This is a genomic window from Neptuniibacter sp. QD37_6 (assembly GCF_047778085.1).
Lineage (GTDB): Bacteria > Pseudomonadota > Gammaproteobacteria > Pseudomonadales > Balneatricaceae > Neptuniibacter.
Genome location: NZ_CP180550.1, coordinates 3,278,804 through 3,296,009 on the forward strand (window position 1 = coordinate 3,278,804; position 17,206 = coordinate 3,296,009).

General features: G+C 43.6%; 14 protein-coding genes. 4 read left to right on the forward strand and 10 right to left on the reverse strand.

The genetic code is table 11. The features are described 5' to 3' along the window. Positions 1-5: 5 nt before the first annotated feature. The 6 genes from ACMXYO_RS15670 to ACMXYO_RS15695 all read right to left on the reverse strand — a co-directional run bounded on the left by ACMXYO_RS15670 (position 6) and on the right by ACMXYO_RS15695 (position 7,199). Positions 6-677: a hypothetical protein gene (locus tag ACMXYO_RS15670; RefSeq protein ID WP_415886065.1), complete on the reverse strand. Its 672-nt coding sequence runs from the start codon at positions 675-677 to the stop codon at positions 6-8. Between the two features lie 55 nt (positions 678-732). Beyond that, the gene (locus ACMXYO_RS15675) at positions 733-1,467 is read right to left on the reverse strand and encodes a hypothetical protein (RefSeq protein ID WP_415886066.1); all 735 of its coding nucleotides are present in this window, start codon (positions 1,465-1,467) and stop codon (positions 733-735) included. 299 nt (positions 1,468-1,766) lie between these two features. Beyond that, positions 1,767-4,340 carry an ATP-dependent chaperone ClpB gene (clpB, locus tag ACMXYO_RS15680; protein WP_415886068.1) on the reverse strand — a complete coding sequence of 858 codons (2,574 nt, stop codon included), beginning with the start codon at positions 4,338-4,340 and terminating at the stop codon, positions 1,767-1,769. Between the two features lie 480 nt (positions 4,341-4,820). Further along, positions 4,821-5,777: a GTP-binding protein gene (locus tag ACMXYO_RS15685; protein WP_415886069.1), complete on the reverse strand. Its 957-nt coding sequence runs from the start codon at positions 5,775-5,777 to the stop codon at positions 4,821-4,823. Between the two features lie 100 nt (positions 5,778-5,877). After that, positions 5,878-6,231, reverse strand: a complete 354-nt coding sequence (locus tag ACMXYO_RS15690; RefSeq protein WP_415886070.1) for a hypothetical protein — start codon at positions 6,229-6,231, stop codon at positions 5,878-5,880. Further along, complete coding sequence (locus ACMXYO_RS15695) at positions 6,228-7,199, reverse strand: GTP-binding protein (RefSeq protein WP_415886071.1); 972 nt, start codon at positions 7,197-7,199, stop codon at positions 6,228-6,230. The genes ACMXYO_RS15690 and ACMXYO_RS15695 overlap by 4 nt, the downstream gene beginning before the upstream one ends. A gap of 413 nt (positions 7,200-7,612) precedes the next feature. Between ACMXYO_RS15695 and ACMXYO_RS15700 the strand changes: the two genes are divergently transcribed. Further along, entirely contained in the window at positions 7,613-8,719 is a 1,107-nt protein-coding gene (locus ACMXYO_RS15700) for an FIST signal transduction protein (protein WP_415886072.1), read from the forward strand. Beyond that, a complete protein-coding gene (locus tag ACMXYO_RS15705) occupies positions 8,712-11,648 on the forward strand; it encodes an EAL and GGDEF domain-containing protein (RefSeq protein WP_415886074.1) in 2,937 nt (978 codons plus the stop codon). Before ACMXYO_RS15700 ends, ACMXYO_RS15705 begins: the two co-directional genes overlap by 8 nt. A 10-nt stretch (positions 11,649-11,658) precedes the next feature. On the opposite strand, the gene ACMXYO_RS15710 is transcribed toward ACMXYO_RS15705, so the two are convergent. Genes ACMXYO_RS15710 through rluD form a run of 3 tightly spaced genes read right to left on the reverse strand, consistent with a single transcriptional unit; the run spans position 11,659 to position 13,994 of the window. Continuing rightward, positions 11,659-12,285 carry a M15 family metallopeptidase gene (locus ACMXYO_RS15710; protein ID WP_415886075.1) on the reverse strand — a complete coding sequence of 209 codons (627 nt, stop codon included), beginning with the start codon at positions 12,283-12,285 and terminating at the stop codon, positions 11,659-11,661. A gap of 1 nt (position 12,286) precedes the next feature. Beyond that, positions 12,287-13,018 (reverse strand): peptidoglycan editing factor PgeF, encoded by a 732-nt coding sequence (pgeF, locus tag ACMXYO_RS15715; RefSeq protein WP_415886076.1) that lies wholly within the window; start codon positions 13,016-13,018, stop codon positions 12,287-12,289. 4 nt (positions 13,019-13,022) lie between these two features. Next, a complete protein-coding gene (gene rluD / locus ACMXYO_RS15720; RefSeq protein WP_415886077.1) occupies positions 13,023-13,994 on the reverse strand; it encodes a 23S rRNA pseudouridine(1911/1915/1917) synthase RluD in 972 nt (323 codons plus the stop codon). A gap of 150 nt (positions 13,995-14,144) precedes the next feature. Here rluD and ACMXYO_RS15725 point away from each other — a divergent pair, with 150 nt between their 5' ends. Both ACMXYO_RS15725 and nadE read left to right on the forward strand, forming a co-directional pair. Further along, a complete protein-coding gene (locus ACMXYO_RS15725; protein ID WP_415886078.1) occupies positions 14,145-15,083 on the forward strand; it encodes an outer membrane protein assembly factor BamD in 939 nt (312 codons plus the stop codon). A 78-nt stretch (positions 15,084-15,161) separates the two neighbouring features. Then, positions 15,162-15,995, forward strand: coding sequence for an ammonia-dependent NAD(+) synthetase (nadE, locus tag ACMXYO_RS15730; protein WP_415886080.1), 834 nt, complete (start codon positions 15,162-15,164; stop codon positions 15,993-15,995). 54 nt (positions 15,996-16,049) lie between these two features. On the opposite strand, the gene thiO is transcribed toward nadE, so the two are convergent. Further along, positions 16,050-17,135, reverse strand: a complete 1,086-nt coding sequence (gene thiO / locus ACMXYO_RS15735) for a glycine oxidase ThiO (protein ID WP_415886081.1) — start codon at positions 17,133-17,135, stop codon at positions 16,050-16,052. Positions 17,136-17,206: the final 71 nt, after the last annotated feature.

A 17,206-nucleotide genomic window follows, 5' to 3' on the forward strand; every position in this document is an offset into this window, starting at 1 on the left:
GCCTGCTATACCTCTGGAACCTGAAGTAACGGAAACTGAATTTTCAAAGCAACTAAAATTTGTTGCAATTGCCCTAAGTCTTTAAATACTAAGACAGTATCTTTCTCTCCAAAATAAGGACCTAAAGCGCCTGGTAATCCATATCCAATTTGAAAAATAGATTTATTCGTCAAACCGGTACATTCAAAGTAACCAGGCTTAACAGGAAAAATCCATTTCCCCCTTTGCCACATAGGAGGTGCAGAAGCCTGTGTCACTAGGCACACCTTGAACTGCTGCAGAACTAAAGCGTAACCACTTCCAAAGTTAGGATGACTAAAAGAGATTACGTTGGCCACCGGCACTCTTCCTATTCCACTGGTAACGTAAGCCCAACTATTATCAAACTTAGATCTATAAGCAAATACAAGCTTACGTGGATCAGTCTCATCTATCTGCCTGTCAAAAACATAACTGTTCGCGATCCTTTTAGGATTAACTAAGTCGTAATACGGTTCTAACGAAAGGTTATAGATAAGAGGCTGCAAATAATCAGCTACAGGAGAGGATGGGTAATTAGTAGAATAGGGAACACTGATCGGCTTGGGTTCCGGTTGAACTGGTGGTGCCTGCTGTACGGTTTTCCCCGCACAGGCAGACAACAGCCCAACTAAAAGTACAATCGTTAATATTCTCACTGTAGTTCTCTCAGTCAATAATCAAACTACACTTTAGAAGTGTTACCCTTCGGGATCAATATGTGCGATACACAAAATGCTGAGCTTCTTCATAATTAGGCAAAGCCGGTACCGTCAACACTGGAAACTGTCGTTTCAGGGATAAAATAACTTTCTTGAGTTCCAGTGGTTTCCTGAATGTTAAGACAGTATCACCTTCTGAATAATAAGGACCAAGTAATCGAGGGAACTCAGAACTACCTTTGAAAATACTGCTTCGGGCTGAACCAGTACACTCAAAATAGCCGGGTCTCCCAGCAAACGTCCACTTTCCTTCTTCCCAAACAGGTAGCCCAGAAGCCTTGCTGACCAAACAGATCCTTACTCCCTTCAGCACAAGAGCATAAATCGAGTCTCGACGATCACTCTGTACTATAAAGGCATTAGCTGAACTTTGAGGGGCTACACTTGTGGTGAGATACCCCCATTGCGCCCCCTCTTCTTTTTTAAAACCCAGAATTGATTTTCTGCTATCTGAGGAGTTAATCAGGCCTTTATATTTATAAGAACCCCTCAGTTCAAAACCATTTTCAATCCGATAAATACTTCTTTCAGCAAGGTTTTTTAGTAAAGGGCGAGCATAACCACTATAGAGACCTGTATTGGGTTGCTTCGAAAGGTTTACACTTATTGGTATAACTTTGTACTGGATACTTGAATCCAATATGTCTTTTGTCACTGCAGCCTTAATATTAGTTCCAGAAAAAGCACTCAAACTTAAAACAATACAAACAACCAACTGATACTTCACAGATCCCCCTATAAAATCTGACTTATTCAGTTATTGTTCGAGCATACACCACAGAACAAAAATCAACCAAACAGATGTTTAAATCATTTAGTTTGAACGACCTAGATCTATTGTCAGTTCAACCGAACATATCGACCTCTATAGATAAACCTTTAGCTGAGAAAGAACTAGGCAGAATCCTCATTAACTTACGCCAGAAAATATTTCAGCTATATATTTCGAAGCACACAAAGACCCCTATACAAGAAAAGCCAGCTAAAAAGCTGGCTCTTCTTCTAAAATACAACTAAATCTGCGGATCAACGAAAAACAAAACTGCCTTGTTCAACATCAACAGCAATTTCAGTACCCGGTGCATAACGACCAGAGAGTATCTCCTGCGCTAATGGATTCTCAATCCACTGTTGGATCGCTCGTTTCAACGGTCTAGCACCATAGATAGGTTCAAAACCAACATCCACCAGCTTATCCATCGCTGTTGAGGTTAGTGTCAGGCTTAGATCACGTTCGGCGAGACGCTTCTGCAAACGCTGCAGTTGGATCTTGGCAATACCGGCCACCTGATCTTTTTTAAGACTGTGGAAAACTACTACTTCATCAATTCGGTTAATTACTTCTGGACGGAAGTGCGCACCAACCGCTTCCATAACAGCACTCTGCATCAGCTGGTAATCGTCATCATCACTAAAGTTCTGAATCAGATCAGAGCCCAAGTTCGATGTCATCACTACAATGGTGTTGCGGAAATCAACAGTCCTGCCTTGGCCATCAGTTAAGCGGCCATCTTCTAATACCTGAAGCAAGATATTGAATACATCAGGATGGGCTTTCTCTACCTCATCTAGCAGCAGTACAGAGTACGGTTTACGTCGCACAGCTTCGGTAAGGTACCCCCCCTCCTCGTAGCCCACATAGCCTGGAGGCGCACCAATCAAACGTGCGACTGAATGCTTCTCCATAAATTCCGACATATCAATACGCACCATCGCTTCTTCCGTATCAAACAGGAAGCTGGCTAACGCTTTACATAATTCCGTTTTACCCACACCTGTTGGGCCTAAGAAAAGGAAAGATCCATTAGGACGATTTGGGTCGGCTAAACCTGCCCGAGAACGACGTACCGCATTAGAGACTGCGATAACCGACTCTTCTTGGCCGACGACTCGATCATGCAGCGCTTGTTCCATTCTCAAAAGCTTTTCACGCTCACCTTCCAGCATTTTACTGACAGGAATACCTGTCCAGCGCGCGACAACCTCTGCAACCTCTTCTTCAGAAACTTTGTTACGCAAAAGTTTAGCTTCTTGCTGCCCTTGTTCTTCCGCCTCTGAAGCCGCAACTAACTGCTTTTCAAGCTCAGGGATTTTACCGTACTGAAGCTCTGACATTTTCTGCAGATCACCAGAACGAGTGTGTTTTTCCAGTTCTATACGCGCCTGATCTAACGCTTCTTTAATCTTTTGTGAACCTTGCAGGGCGAGTTTCTCCGCCTTCCAAACTTCATCTAGGTCAGCGAACTCTTTCTCGACATTAGAAATAGTACTTTCAAGCTCCTTCAAACGCTGTTGCGCTGCACTATCCTTCTCTTTTTTAAGTGCTTCACGTTCCATTTTTAGCTGGATAAGGCGGCGTTCAAGACGATCCATATTTTCCGGCTTAGAGTCCATCTCCATACGGATGCGGGATGCAGCTTCATCAATCAGATCGATGGCTTTATCTGGCAGCTGACGATCAGTGATGTAACGCTGAGAAAGTTTTGCTGCGGCAATGATCGCAGAGTCCGTAATATCAACGCCATGATGCACTTCATAACGTTCTTTTAGACCACGGAGAATCGCAATCGTAGATTCCTCATCAGGCTCATCCACAATCACTTTTTGGAAACGACGCTCTAGAGCTGCATCTTTCTCAACATACTGGCGATATTCATCAAGGGTAGTCGCACCAACACAATGTAACTCACCACGTGCTAATGCAGGTTTCAGCATATTACCCGCATCCATTGCCCCTTCACCTTTACCAGCTCCCACCATAGTGTGCAGCTCATCAATGAAGAGAATAATTTGCCCTTCCTGCTTGGAAAGCTCGTTAAGCACTGCTTTTAGACGTTCTTCGAATTCACCACGGAACTTAGCACCCGCAATCAACGCCCCCATATCTAGGGATAACACTTGTTTACGCTTTAAGCCCTCAGGTACTTCACCATTAACAATACGTTGAGCCAGCCCTTCCACAATCGCCGTTTTACCTACACCCGGCTCACCAATGAGTACTGGGTTGTTTTTGGTTCGGCGTTGCAATACTTGAATGGTACGACGAATTTCATCATCCCGACCAATGACTGGGTCTAGCTTACCAGCTTCTGCACGCTCGGTAAGATCAATACAGTACTTATCCAAAGCCTGACGATTATTTTCTGCATTGGGGTCCTGCACTGACTCCCCTCCTCGAATTTGATTAATAACCTGATCCAACCTCTGCGGATTAACACCCGCCCCTTTTAAACATTTGCCAGCACTAGATTTGTCTTCTGCTAAAACCAACAGAATCAATTCACTCGCGATAAATTGATCGTCTTTTTGCTGAGCAAGTTTATCTGCTTTGTTGAAAACCCGTGCTACATCTTGAGAGAAACGCAGTTCACCATCAGGATTCTGAACTTTAGGTAACTGCCGAACAGCCTGATCAACTTGGTTTTTTAGTGCATGAACATTTGCACCTGCTTGTTCTAGCAGTGGCACTGTTCCTTGCTGTTCAATCAATGCACTTAAAAGATGAATAGGTTCTATGTAGTTATTATCTAACCCAACAGCCAATGATTGAGCATCAGCCAATGCTTCTTGAAGTTTGGATGTAAATTTATCCGGACGCATACAACCTCCACTTAGCCTTTAAAGAACCTGTATCTGACAACACAAAGGGTGTTTTTAGGATACAAAGTTATCGTTATAACAGAGGTATGGGGACAAGTAAGGAGCGCTTCAAGGGTTTAACGGTCAAAAATTAGACAAGCCTTATGTAAAATAAGGATTCATTACGTGGAGAGTAGCTCTAAAAAACGTTGCTTGTTTTCGTCTATAAATTCTCTTAGATAATGCTGCCGTGCATCTGAATCACAAAAACAAATCAGGATCGTATTCGCATCAAGCTGATAACCACTATAGTGATGATAACCAACTTCCATATGTGCTTCGTCGTAGTCTTCGCTATGCTGAGCGGCGCTCTTAAATATATAGAGTAACGCCTGGCGTGCTGCAGCTAATTGTTTTTTATATTCATCTGGAAACGTGGACTTCTTAATCGAACCTTACGACATCAAACATCCTTGCAGAATTAACTCTTTCTCTTGCATTTCACGCCAGATATTCATTTTCTTTACTCCATTGCAGAAGATCACTTGCCTGCTGTCTCAAAACAGGTAACGAAATATCATTATCAGAACATAAACAAAGCGCCTGTTCCTGATCGGTAAACATAGAAAGGGTTTGGACATTAGGACCTGTTAAAACAATGTTACTCACTTCCCCCATAAAAGCGGCTTTCTCGGCTAATGCCTTAGAAAGTTTATTTACACTCTTTAGCAATGTTTTACGGGAAGAGCTTTCAATATTTGAACAGAGGACCTCTTGATTTTCATCAAGATGCATAGCTCCTAAAACACCACGCTTATTCATCGCGGCATCTAACATAGTTTCTTCATAAGTAGGCTTATAGAAATCTAGCGAGAAACCATTGCCGTCCAATAGGCGGTCGCATAATTCATCCCATTGAACGTGAAGCTCTACAGCGGAAATCAACTCTTCAACAACCCCTAAAACAGAACGAGGGTCACGAGCGTCAATAAACATAACCGTTGCCATCACCCCCATCTCCCTTATGCAGGCGTGATAGGCTTGGATCGAAGGAGAGGGCTCTATATCAGAATGAGTAACCGCAATGATCAAACGACGTTTTTGAATATACTCACGAAATTCTTTGACATAAAAACGGATATCGCGGAAAGGGGCTTTACGGGTGTTATCCACCAATAACACTACCCCTATGGCATCTTGAGCAAATTCACACGTCAGCATTTCCCATATAAAGCTAAAGCGCTCTTGGCCTGGAGTACCATACAGGTGTACCCGTGCTTGATCATGCAGATCTAGCACACCGTAATCCATTGCTATTGTAGTATTTTTCTTACGGCGAACCGTAACATCACTGGCACGTGCATCAGTATCCAGCGTTTCAATATCACTTAACGATCGAATAGCTGTAGACTTTCCTGAACACACCGCCCCTGTAAAAAGGATCTTGTAGTTTTGCATGCATGCTTTCCTTGCTAAGCCAGTAACCATTACTTACAACATCCCCGCTGTTCAAAATCAGTTCTAAATCAAGTAAATACTTAAGGAAGAGTTATCAATCTCAGGAAGTCAGTTTCTTTGCAACTTGCTCTTTTAAAAAAGCGGTATGAACTTCACGAATATGTTTTCGTACCAATGCTATATTGGAATTTTTTGCTGATAAGCAAACTAAAATCAACCCCGGCTTTAACTGATAGCCACTAATACGACGATCGCCTATCTCAAGATGAGATTCATTATGTTTTGTTCGCATCTTTGCAACATTAGAAAACACATAAATAAAAGCCTGCTTTCCGATTGTTGCATGATTTTTATATTCAGCCGGAAAACTGGATGCCAAAACCTCTTTGCCACTTAACACCATACTACATTCAATCACCCCAGGCTTATCGACCTGTGTCAGTAGCTCAATCATTGATGGCTCCATTGCAGCAGATCTGACGCTTGCTGTTTCACAACATTCAAACTTAAGCCTCGATCAGAGCACAAACCTAAAGCCTGCTCTTTTTCAACAAATACGGATAAGGTTTCTTGATTAGGCCCGCATAATACAAGATCGTCTATACTCCCCATAAAAGCAGCTTTATTTTCCAATGCAGCTACAAGGTTAACCATAGAACGAAGCAGTTCTTTATTACTCTGGTTTCTAACACTAGCACTGAGCACTTTTCGATCAGCTCCCAGATGCATTGCACCTGTAATGCCACGGGTATTCATTGCAGCATCCATAAGTGAAACATTATCTATCGCTTGCGACTCTGGTTTCTTTCCTTCCGCAAGATCATCATCAGAATCAGGCATTGTACTGTTTACTTCTAAACGTTTGCTCATGCCTTCCCAATCAATACCTTTTTCTAGGCTACCCACCAGCTCTTTAACAATCTTTAAGACTGATGAGGGGTCACGAGCATCAATAAATACAACGGTAGTGAAAAGCCCCATTGCCTTTAATTCGCTCATGTAATAATCATAATCAGGATCGCTTTCTATGTCTGAGTGGGTTACAGCAATAATCAGGCGACGACGAATAATAAAATCTCGAAACTCCTCGACATAGAAGCGGATATCTTTGAAAGGGTCGTTTCGGGTGTTATCAACCATGAGAATTAGCGCTTCTGCATCATGCACAAGGTCACTCATCATGAGCTGCCACATAAACTTGAAGCGTTCTTGCCCCGGAGTACCGTAAAGATGCAGTTTGGACGTAGAGTTTAATTCCAGTATTCCATAATCCATAGCAATAGTTGTTTTTTGCTTTCTACGAATTGCCGAGTCACTAACATTCGCATCTGTATCAACGGTCTCTATATCACTCAAAGAACGGATCGCAGTCGTCTTTCCTGAACAAACGGAACCAGTAAATAACACTTTATAATCAGACATCTAAATCCCTCAGCGCTCTGCAAGGCTATTTGAGCAATTCTTGTAGACCATCACATCAACCAAAACTACGATAACAACAGCTTGATTGGATAGACTTTTAACTAACTAATTCTTAGCCGAAACAACGAAAGTTTCAACCATCCTGTTGGATAACTCCCCTTGGGAATAAAACGCTATCCACATTAACATCTGAGCTATTCTTCCTATTATGGGCAGGTAACTGAATCATTAACGCAAAACTTGGGCCTCTAAAGCAATTATGTCTAGAGTATATTTTTTCGATTTGAGGAGCACATTGCTTTAAAACAGGATTATAACCCTACTCTAAACAGGTAATTGCAATAATAATCTCCACAGTATATTAATAAGTTCTTTACTGCCTGAATAATAAATACAAAAAAGTAAGGTGTGAGATGTACATCCGGTTTAATGATATTTCAGAATTAGTTTCTGCAATCGGAGGCGAAACGCTCAAGGACAATGAGCATTGGTTAATTTTTCTTGCTGACAAACATCAAGATGAGCTCGACAGCTTGGTCGAACAACTCAATCTTAAAGAATGCAGTTTCTTTGGCGCTGTTTTTCCTGGGCTAATACACGGAAAACGTATGCTTTATGAAGGTGCGTTAGCACTCAAGGTTAGCTGTTTAACCCCCCCCGTTGTTGTACCAATGCCCTCGGCAGAAGAATTTATTACGACTCTACCTACCTACAACGATATTCCTGAAGAAGGAGCAACCTGCCTAACCTTAGTTGATTGTTTATCTCCTAAAATCGATAACCTTCTTAACCAACTGTACAACCGTTTTAGTAAACGCTGCAGTTACTTTGGTGCTGGAGCAGGAAACCATGATCTACGACCCGAAGCCTGTATCTTTGGCCCTTGGGGAACACAAAGAGATGCAGCATTGATTGCGATTATTGACCAAACCAGTCGCAGCATAGCCAAACATGGATGGGTGAGACATTCAGGTCCGTTTGTCGCCAGTAGAACTACAGGTAATGTTCTACATGAATTAGATTGGGAGGATGCTGAAACCGCATACCGCAATTCCCTTCCTTCTAAGCTCCGAGGCACTCCAGCTGAACGCTTTTATAAAGATGTCACTCCTCGCTACCCTTTTGCAGTTGAACACCCGGGCGCAGAAGATGTTGTGCGAGACCCTATAGCCTTATGTGGCAATAACGACGTAATGTTTTTGTCTGATATTCCCCAAGGTGCACTCATGTACCTTGTTGAGGGTACTCCCGAACATTTGATAGAAGCCGCCCGCGAAGCGGTGGAAGAAACAGTGTCAGTCAACACCTCCTGTATTTTAGTCTGCGATTGTTTATCTCGCACCGTTGCGCTCGACAGCCAATTTCCCGCTGAACTTCGTACGGTTTATGAGCAGGTCAACCAAATTAAATTTGGGACAGATGTGTCCGGTATATTAGCCTTAGGTGAAATAGCAAGTAACGGCGAGCGTCCGGTAAACTTCTATAACAAAACTTTCGGCATATGCAGTTTCTATGAGTAAAACTCCAACAGACTTAAGGTCTGATATACAGCGGATGTATGAATTATCATTGGCTGTAGGGAATAGTCTCGACCCCGATCGGGTATGCCAAGAATTCACTGCTGCACTGATGCGACAAAGTGAAATAACTTATCTTGGCATTTGGCTATTACCGGAAAAGTTTACTCATTCTGCGCAAGAGTATAATCTTTTTTTCGCCTTCCCATTCAGTCGATCTAAAAAGACGAAACTTCCTTACAATCACCCAGCAATATCTATTCAGGATGATGAAGATTTCTGCTGCTATGATCTAGCGGAAGCTACGACTGAACAACTTGCAGAGCATCACTGCTCAGAAGGCAGCGCTGCGATATTCCGCTTAGGGTCATTAGGTTACATTCGCCTATTACGTGACGATAGTTACTTCTCGCAAAAAGAGTTACGTCAATTAAGACCAATTATTGAAAAGCTTTTTGTAGCTTTAGGCGGTGCACTTGCCTACAAACAGCTACATAAAGAGAGATATTTCCTCGACTCTTTAATCGACACTATCCCTGAACTAGTATGGCTTAAAGACCTAAACGGCACGTACCTCGCGTGCAATCCCCACTTTGAAGAGTTCGTTGGTGCACCTGAACATAAAATTATTGGCAAAACCGATTATGACTTTGTAAATAAGGAACTTGCCGATACTTTCCGCAAGCACGACCTAGCCACGCTGGTCATAGATAAAACCAACACCTTCCAAGAGTGGGTAACTTTTGCCAATGATGGTCACCGCGCGCTGCTTGAAACGACCAAGACTCCTATGAAAGCGGCTTCTGGGGAAGTAATTGGCGTATTAAGTATTAGTCACGAAATTACTCAGCTACACGAAGCACAGCAAGCTTTAAGCACCAGCGAAGCAATCTTCCGCAGCTATTTTGAGCTCGGTTTAATTGGTATGGCTTTGATTACCACTGAAGGTAACTGGATCCAAACCAACACCTATCTATGCGAAATGCTTGGCTATGAACCTATACATCTGCAGATCACACCTATATCAGAACTAATTCACCCTGATGATAAAACTTGCTTTAGCCAGATGTGCAAAAGCTTACTTAACGGTGATTCAGAGCATGTCCGACAGGAAATCCGTTTAATCAGCTATTCTGGCCCGGTTGTACATACTGAGATTGCAATGAGTGCGCAAGAAAGCACAGAAGGTGAAATCAACCATTTGGTCACGCTCATATCCGATATCTCTGAACGTAAACGTACCGAACAGCAACTCAGCTTAGCTGCCAGTGTATTTGAACATGCCAGTGAAGGCGTAATGATTACCAATGAACAGGGTATCATTCTGGACGTAAACAACGCCTTTTATCAATTAACCGGTTATAGCGCTGTAGAAGTCATCGGTCACTCTCCCAACATATTAAAATCAGGCCATCATAGTGAAGAGTTTTTCGCTTCTATGTGGCAAAGCCTTAGACAAAACGGGCGCTGGCGTGGTGAAGTTTGGAATCGCAACAAATCTGGAGAAATTTACGCAGAGCTACTTAATATTGCTGCAGTAAAAAGCCCTAACGGGGATACCACTCATTACGTAAGCATCTTCTCCGATATTACACAGCTGAAAGAGCATCAGCATCAATTAGAAAAGATGGCGCATTTTGATGCCCTAACTCAACTACCAAACCGCGTTTTGCTCTCAGACCGCTTACAAACAGCACTGAAACATTGCAAGCAACACCAGCAGATGATGGCGGTTGCCTATATCGATTTAGATGAATTCAAACCTATTAATGACACTTATGGTCATGATGTTGGGGATATGCTTCTAGTCGAAGCAGCTAAACGCATGCAGCAGACACTAGGCCCCGAGCAGGTTATTGCGCGACTCGGTGGTGATGAATTTGTTGTAATCTTAACGCAATTAAAAAATGTCACGCACTGCCAAGGGATTTTAGCGAATTTAAACCGTACTCTGGCAATGCCTTTCCAAATAAAGCAGCGCCATCTATCTATATCAGCCAGTATAGGCGCGACACTTTATCCAGATGATGATTCTGACGCAGATACCATGATCCGTCATGCAGATCAGGCGATGTATACCGCAAAACAAACAGGGCGTAACCGCTACCACTTTTTTGATCCTGCTGTAGATCGACAAACTCAAGACCAACATAAAGCTCAAGATGAGATCCACGAAGCACTGATCAATAGAGAGTTTGTTCTGTTTTACCAGCCAAAGATCAATATGCAAACAGGCGAAGTCTACGGCATGGAAGCACTGATCCGCTGGGAGCATCCCACCTTGAACTTACTACCGCCCGATAGCTTCCTGCCGCATATCACAAACTCTGATCTTGCAACAAAACTAGGATCTTGGGTGATGAATGAAGCGATTCGCCAGCTACGTGTATGGAGAGCTGCGGGGCTTGAGTTATCCACCAGCATCAACATTTCAGCTGAACACCTACAAAACCCAGCATTTCCTGAACAATTGGCTGATCTATTAGCCAAATACCCAGAGGTTCCGCCAGAAGCAATTGAATTAGAAGTGTTAGAAACCACCGCTTTTAATGATGTCAGTGCAGCCTGCGACATCATCGACAAATGTCACAAGTTAGGTATTAAATTCGCTTTAGATGACTTTGGCACGGGCTATTCGTCTCTGACTTACCTTCGCAAAATTCCGGCTGATACCGTAAAAATTGATCGCAGCTTTGTTATGGATATGCTGGAAGATGAAGAGGATAAAACGATTGTTGAAGGCATTATTGGCTTAGGTAAAGCCTTTAATCGTGGGGTAATTGCTGAAGGGGTAGAAAGCGCTGAACATGGCCACTGTTTGATGGAATTAGGCTGCCACCATGCTCAGGGCTATGGTATCGCCAAGCCTATGCCAGCAGACCTCATCCCCGATTGGTTAGCCTCTTTTAACTTGAGCCAACACTGGAAATAAACACCCTTAATCAGCTGATTTCGAAATCAAAATACTGATTCGGGAATGGTTCATCCTGCAAGGTAAAGTGCCACCATTCTTGATGAAAAGGCACAAAACCATGCTGAACCATCACTCGCTGCAATAACATTCGATTAGCACGAGCCTGTGCTGTTACCGCGCTTGAATCAAACCAAGACTCTGGGCCAAAGAAATCAAACTCTGTTCCCATATCCAGCTCCACTTTGGAAGATAAATCAATCAATGTCAGATCAACTGTACTTCCTCGGGTATGGCTTGAATGTCGGATAAGATAACCTTTACTAAACAGTTCAGGCCGCTGTAATGTTGGGAAAAAGCGTTCCTGTGTATTACAGGGACCATCTTGGTCGCACCACGCAATAAACTGATCAACTGAACGCTGAGGGCGATAAGCATCAAATACTTTGAGCCCCAAACCGAATTCAGCTAAAGAGTGTTGAACCCTCTGCAAAGCCAAGGCCGCAGGCTTAGTTAATAGGCACGTTTCTGTCAGATAGCCACAAATTGACTCACCGACAAAGTTATCGCCCGTAAAATACTTCAAATCCAAAGCGATACTGGTGTCGATATCTAAGAGATCAACAAAGAGTTCGGGTTTGGTAGTAATCAAATCCACGTTATTCAATCCAGATCAGGCTCGCCATTCGGCCAGTTACACCATCTCGGCGATAGGAATAAAACCGTTCTGCATCAGTATAGGTGCAATACTCACCGCCAGAGATTGATTTCACACCTACAGAATCTAACCTTTGGCGAGCGAGTTGATAGATGTCTGCTAGATATTTTCCAGGTGAGTCTTTGACAGGGCTGAAAGCCAGGTCTGCTTGAACTTGAAACACGACAAATTGGTCTCTCACCTCTTCCCCTACTTCAAATGCATCTGGACCTATTGCCGGGCCTAACCAGGCATGCAAATTTTCTGGCTTTTCAAAACCCGCGACAGCTTGCTCCAAAATACCATCAAGCAGCCCTCTCCAACCTGCGTGCACTGCTGCAACACGCTTGCCATCACCATCAGCAAACAATACAGGTAGACAATCAGCCGTCATCACAATACATGCTTGACCCGATTCTTGGCTCCAGCACCCATCTGCTTCACGACAAACACCATCATCTTGAGCTTCTACGAGTTCAATTCCATGAACTTGCGATAGCCATTGAGGGCTACGTGATAGGTCCAGTTCATGTATCAAAGTCTGACGATTTTGTTTAACGTGCTCAGGATCATCTCTAACGTGATCTCCCAGATTTAAGCCTTTATAAACACCATCACTCACACCATCAATACGCGTAGTAGTACATGCTTTAACCCCTTGGGGAGCATTCCAATCTGGGAGAATAAATTGCATTTATTTACACCAACTCATCTTCATGGGCATCTAAGTCCGCTTGAAGTAGCGATAACAGATGTTCAAAGTCGTCAGGCAAATCTACTTCCCAAGAAACCAGCTCACCTGTATCCGGGTGCCATAGTTCAAGCTTTTTGGCATGTAGTGCTTGGCGTTTAAAGTCCCGAAGTCCTTCAATCATCTCATCACTACAGCCTTTAGGTAGACGGAAACGACCACCATAAAGCTGATCACCTACAAGGGGATAATTTATATGTGACATATGCACACGAATCTGATGGGTACGACCCGTTTCCAGCTTTAAACGAATATGGGTGTGGGCACGCATTTTTTTCAAAACACGATAGTGTGTAGTAGCTTCTTTACCTACTCCAACAACCGCCATCTTTTGGCGGTTTTTAGCATGACGCCCCATAGGCTCATCAACTGTGCCACCACCGGTCATTACGCCATGAACCACAGCCTCGTATTCACGTCCCATTGAGCGTTCTTGCAACTGGTCAACCAGCTCTGTTTGAGCAGCTATAGTCTTTGCCACCACCATCAAGCCAGTAGTATCCATATCAAGACGATGGACAATACCTGCACGAGGCACTTGAGCGATCTCAGGACAATGGAACAGTAGCGCGTTTAACAAAGTACCATCACGATGACCCACAGCTGGATGCACTACCAATCCGGCTGGTTTATTAATTACTAAGATATGATCATCTTCGTAAACAATATCCAGCGGAATATCCTGTGGTTGATGATCTTCGATCATCTCCAACTGAGCCTCTATGACAATGGTTTCCCCTCCGAATAATTTATCTCGAGGGCGCTTTACCGCACCATCAACTTTAAGAGAACCATCTTTAATCCAGCCCTGTAAACGTGAGCGGGAATAATCGGGGAATAGCTGTGCTACCGCCTGATCTAATCGTTTACCGACTAGATCATCTTCAATGCGCGCTTCTAAATAAATTTGATCAGACATTCGAACCTGTCATAACTTTCTAAATTGATATGTCTGGGTCTGTTAACAGGCCCTATCAGTTATGGTTAAATAGGCCGTTGAATTGCATATAGCCTCTTTCTGCCCAGTATAACCGTTCGGGCAAGAGACTACACCGGGATTAATATAAAGATGCGTATTACCAAGAGTCTTATTGTTGCTTTATTCTGTCTAATGACAGTTGCATGTTCGTGGTTTGAAGATATTCAAGAATATCCAGACGTTCCTGAACAGCAGTTGTATCAGGAAGCAATCACTGCATTGGATAACGAAAGCTTCGATGTCGCGATCGAAAAATTCCAACTTCTTGAAGCCCGCTACCCATTTGGCCGTTTTTCTGAGCAAGCGCAGTTAGAATTGGTGTATGCATACTTTAAAAACTATGAACCCGAAGCGGCGCGTGCTGCAGCTGATCGCTTCATCCGCTTACACCCTAATCACGACAACATTGATTATGCATATTACCTAAAAGGTTTGACCGCGTTCGAACAAGATATCAATTGGATTACTCAATACCTGCCTATCGATGAAACTAAACGTGATCCAGGTGCAGCCTTAGATTCTTTTGAAAGCTTCTCTACGCTAGTTAGCCGCTATCCTGATAGCCAATACGCTCCTGATGCGCAAAAGCGTATGGTTTATCTAAAAAACCGCCTTGCTGCTTATGAAGTACATGTAGGCCGTTACTATATCCAGCGCGAAGCTTTTGTTGCGGCGGCTAATCGTGGTCGTTACGTAATTGAAAATATGCAAGAAACACCTGCTGTGCCTGACGCACTAGCAGTCATGATTGAAGCTTACACTCACTTAGGTCAGCAAGATCTAGCGGCAGACACACAAGCGGTTTTGGCAAAGAACTTCCCAAATTACCAATACACACCTGTTTATAAAGGTGAGAAGACTCTATTTGATGCCGCGACGTTTGACCTGTTTAGCGATACTAAGGAGGTGCCAGTTGCTACTCCAGTTCGCATGAATGAGAGCACTGACGTGCCAAAACCTGATCGCTCCCTCTTCAGCACCATTACTTTCGGTGTATTTGATGATGAAGACGAAGAACAGAAGAAATAACTAAGAAAAACTTAAAGGCACCTTAAAGGTGCCTTTTTGCTTCTTAGGGAACCTTAAAGAGAAATAAGAGAGACAAATATGCAGGCAGCAACGATTATCAAAGAGATGCAGGTACTACCTGAAATCGACCCTGCTAAAGAAATTGCACGTCGAGTAAGCTTTATTAAAAACACACTTAAAGCTTCTGACCTCAAGAACCTTGTACTCGGCATTAGTGGCGGTGTGGACTCCTCCACCTGTGGCCGACTCGCGCAATTAGCAGTCAATGAACTAAACGAAGAAAGCGGCGATAGCAGCTACCAATTTATTGCTATGCGCTTGCCTTACGGCGTACAGAAAGATGAAGAAGATGCGCAACTAGCACTTCAATTCATCCAACCATCACAGTCTATAGCGGTTAATGTAAAACCTGGTGTCGAAGGCATACATACAGAAGTCACAGCATCACTCGCTGAAGCACAACTCAATCAGGCCTCAGAGGGCGCCGTAGATTTCGCTAAAGGCAACGTAAAAGCACGAGCACGAATGATCGCTCAGTACGAAGTTGCAGGTATTGTAGGCGGCTTAGTCATTGGTACTGATCACTCAGCAGAAAACATCACAGGCTTCTATACCAAGTGGGGGGACGGTGCTTGTGATCTTGCGCCTTTATTTGGCCTGAGCAAACGCCAGGTTCGCGAGTTAGCTCAAGCTTTAGGTGCGCCCGCACTACTTGTAGATAAAACACCTACTGCGGATCTTGAGTGCTTGGCACCTCAAAAAGCTGATGAGCAAGCACTAGGCCTAAGCTATGATCAAATTGATGATTTCTTAGAAGGCAAGAGCGTTGAAGTGGAAGTAGAGCAACGCATTATCGAGATCTACAATCGCACTCAACATAAGCGTCAGCCAATTCCAACTATCTACGATTAAGCATCACTATAAAGCCTGCAAACGCCACTACTGCTTGCAGGCTTTTTTTTTAGCTTATCGATCCATCCGGTAAGGTTCAGCAGAGATTATTGTCTCTCGTCCCAATAGGATATCGGCAAGCAGTCGAGTCGAGGCCGGCGCGAGCACCAAGCCATTTCTAAACTGACCAGCATTGATAAATAGGTTATCTAGGCCTGCCACTTCACCTATAAATGGAATACCCTCTGGCGATCCTGGCCTTAAACCTGACCAATGATGCTCTACTTCATAGTCTGCTAATGCCGGAATAATATCCAACGCAGTTGCATGTAAGGACATCGCTGCATCCATAGTCGTGCGTTTAGTAAAGCCGATACGTTCCATTGTACTACCCACCAGCACCCGACCGTCATTACGAGGGATCACGTAACGTCCGCCTTTCAAAATCACACGATTTACCAAGCCTGGTTTGGCTTTAAACAACATCATTTGTCCGTGTACAGGCTCTACGGGGAGCTCTCTATCTAACATAGATAGTAACTCTGCACTCCATGCGCCCGCTGCGATAATCACTTTACCCGCACAGAATTTTTGGTCTGCCGTGTGAACGCCAACAACCTGATTACCCTTAAGTTCAAAACCTTTTACTTCCTGATTTTCTACCAGAGTTACGCGTGAATTTAATACTAAGCTTTCACGAAGGGAACGACCTAAGCGTGGGTTACGGATACTACATACTTCGGGCATCCATAAGCCTTCTTCTAAACCAGAACAAAGATTAGGCTCCTTCTGATAAAGGAAATCGGCATCGACTTTACGAAGAGGGCGATGATATTTCTGCGCCCAATCGAGAGCATTTTGCTGATCTTCCACAGACACCATCAACATGCCCTTCTGGCGCAGTTCAGGATCAAAGCCTGTCTCATCTAAAAGATCTTGCGCCAGATGGACATAACTACTCTGCGACCAAGCAGCCAGCTCTGTGACAGCATCAGGATAACGCCAAGGGTATAGGGGCGAGACAATACCACCGCCTGCCCAAGAGGACTCTTGTGCGCAAGCTTTTCGATCTAAAAGCGTTACATCAGCACTTGCTTGAGCCAGCTCTCGAGCCAGCATCATTCCGATTACACCACCACCGATTATTAAAAAGTCAGACATCTAATTTCTCAATTGTCTTACGTTACTTATAAATTTGGCCATATTGCAGAATCAAGGAAGGGACAGAAAAT

What these genes read in the sequence shown, in the direction of transcription:
- clpB (WP_415886068.1), bottom strand. Translation starts at nt 4,340, where the DNA reads ATGCGTCCGGATAAATTTACATCCAAACTTCAAGAAGCATTGGCTGAT.
- ACMXYO_RS15685 (WP_415886069.1), bottom strand. Translation starts at nt 5,777, where the DNA reads ATGCAAAACTACAAGATCCTTTTTACAGGGGCGGTGTGTTCAGGAAAG.
- ACMXYO_RS15690 (WP_415886070.1), bottom strand. Translation starts at nt 6,231, where the DNA reads ATGATTGAGCTACTGACACAGGTCGATAAGCCTGGGGTGATTGAATGT.
- ACMXYO_RS15695 (WP_415886071.1), bottom strand. Translation starts at nt 7,199, where the DNA reads ATGTCTGATTATAAAGTGTTATTTACTGGTTCCGTTTGTTCAGGAAAG.
- ACMXYO_RS15700 (WP_415886072.1), top strand. Translation starts at nt 7,613, where the DNA reads ATGTACATCCGGTTTAATGATATTTCAGAATTAGTTTCTGCAATCGGA.
- ACMXYO_RS15705 (WP_415886074.1), top strand. Translation starts at nt 8,712, where the DNA reads ATGAGTAAAACTCCAACAGACTTAAGGTCTGATATACAGCGGATGTAT.
- pgeF (WP_415886076.1), bottom strand. Translation starts at nt 13,018, where the DNA reads ATGCAATTTATTCTCCCAGATTGGAATGCTCCCCAAGGGGTTAAAGCA.
- rluD (WP_415886077.1), bottom strand. Translation starts at nt 13,994, where the DNA reads ATGTCTGATCAAATTTATTTAGAAGCGCGCATTGAAGATGATCTAGTC.
- ACMXYO_RS15725 (WP_415886078.1), top strand. Translation starts at nt 14,145, where the DNA reads ATGCGTATTACCAAGAGTCTTATTGTTGCTTTATTCTGTCTAATGACA.
- nadE (WP_415886080.1), top strand. Translation starts at nt 15,162, where the DNA reads ATGCAGGCAGCAACGATTATCAAAGAGATGCAGGTACTACCTGAAATC.
- thiO (WP_415886081.1), bottom strand. Translation starts at nt 17,135, where the DNA reads ATGTCTGACTTTTTAATAATCGGTGGTGGTGTAATCGGAATGATGCTG.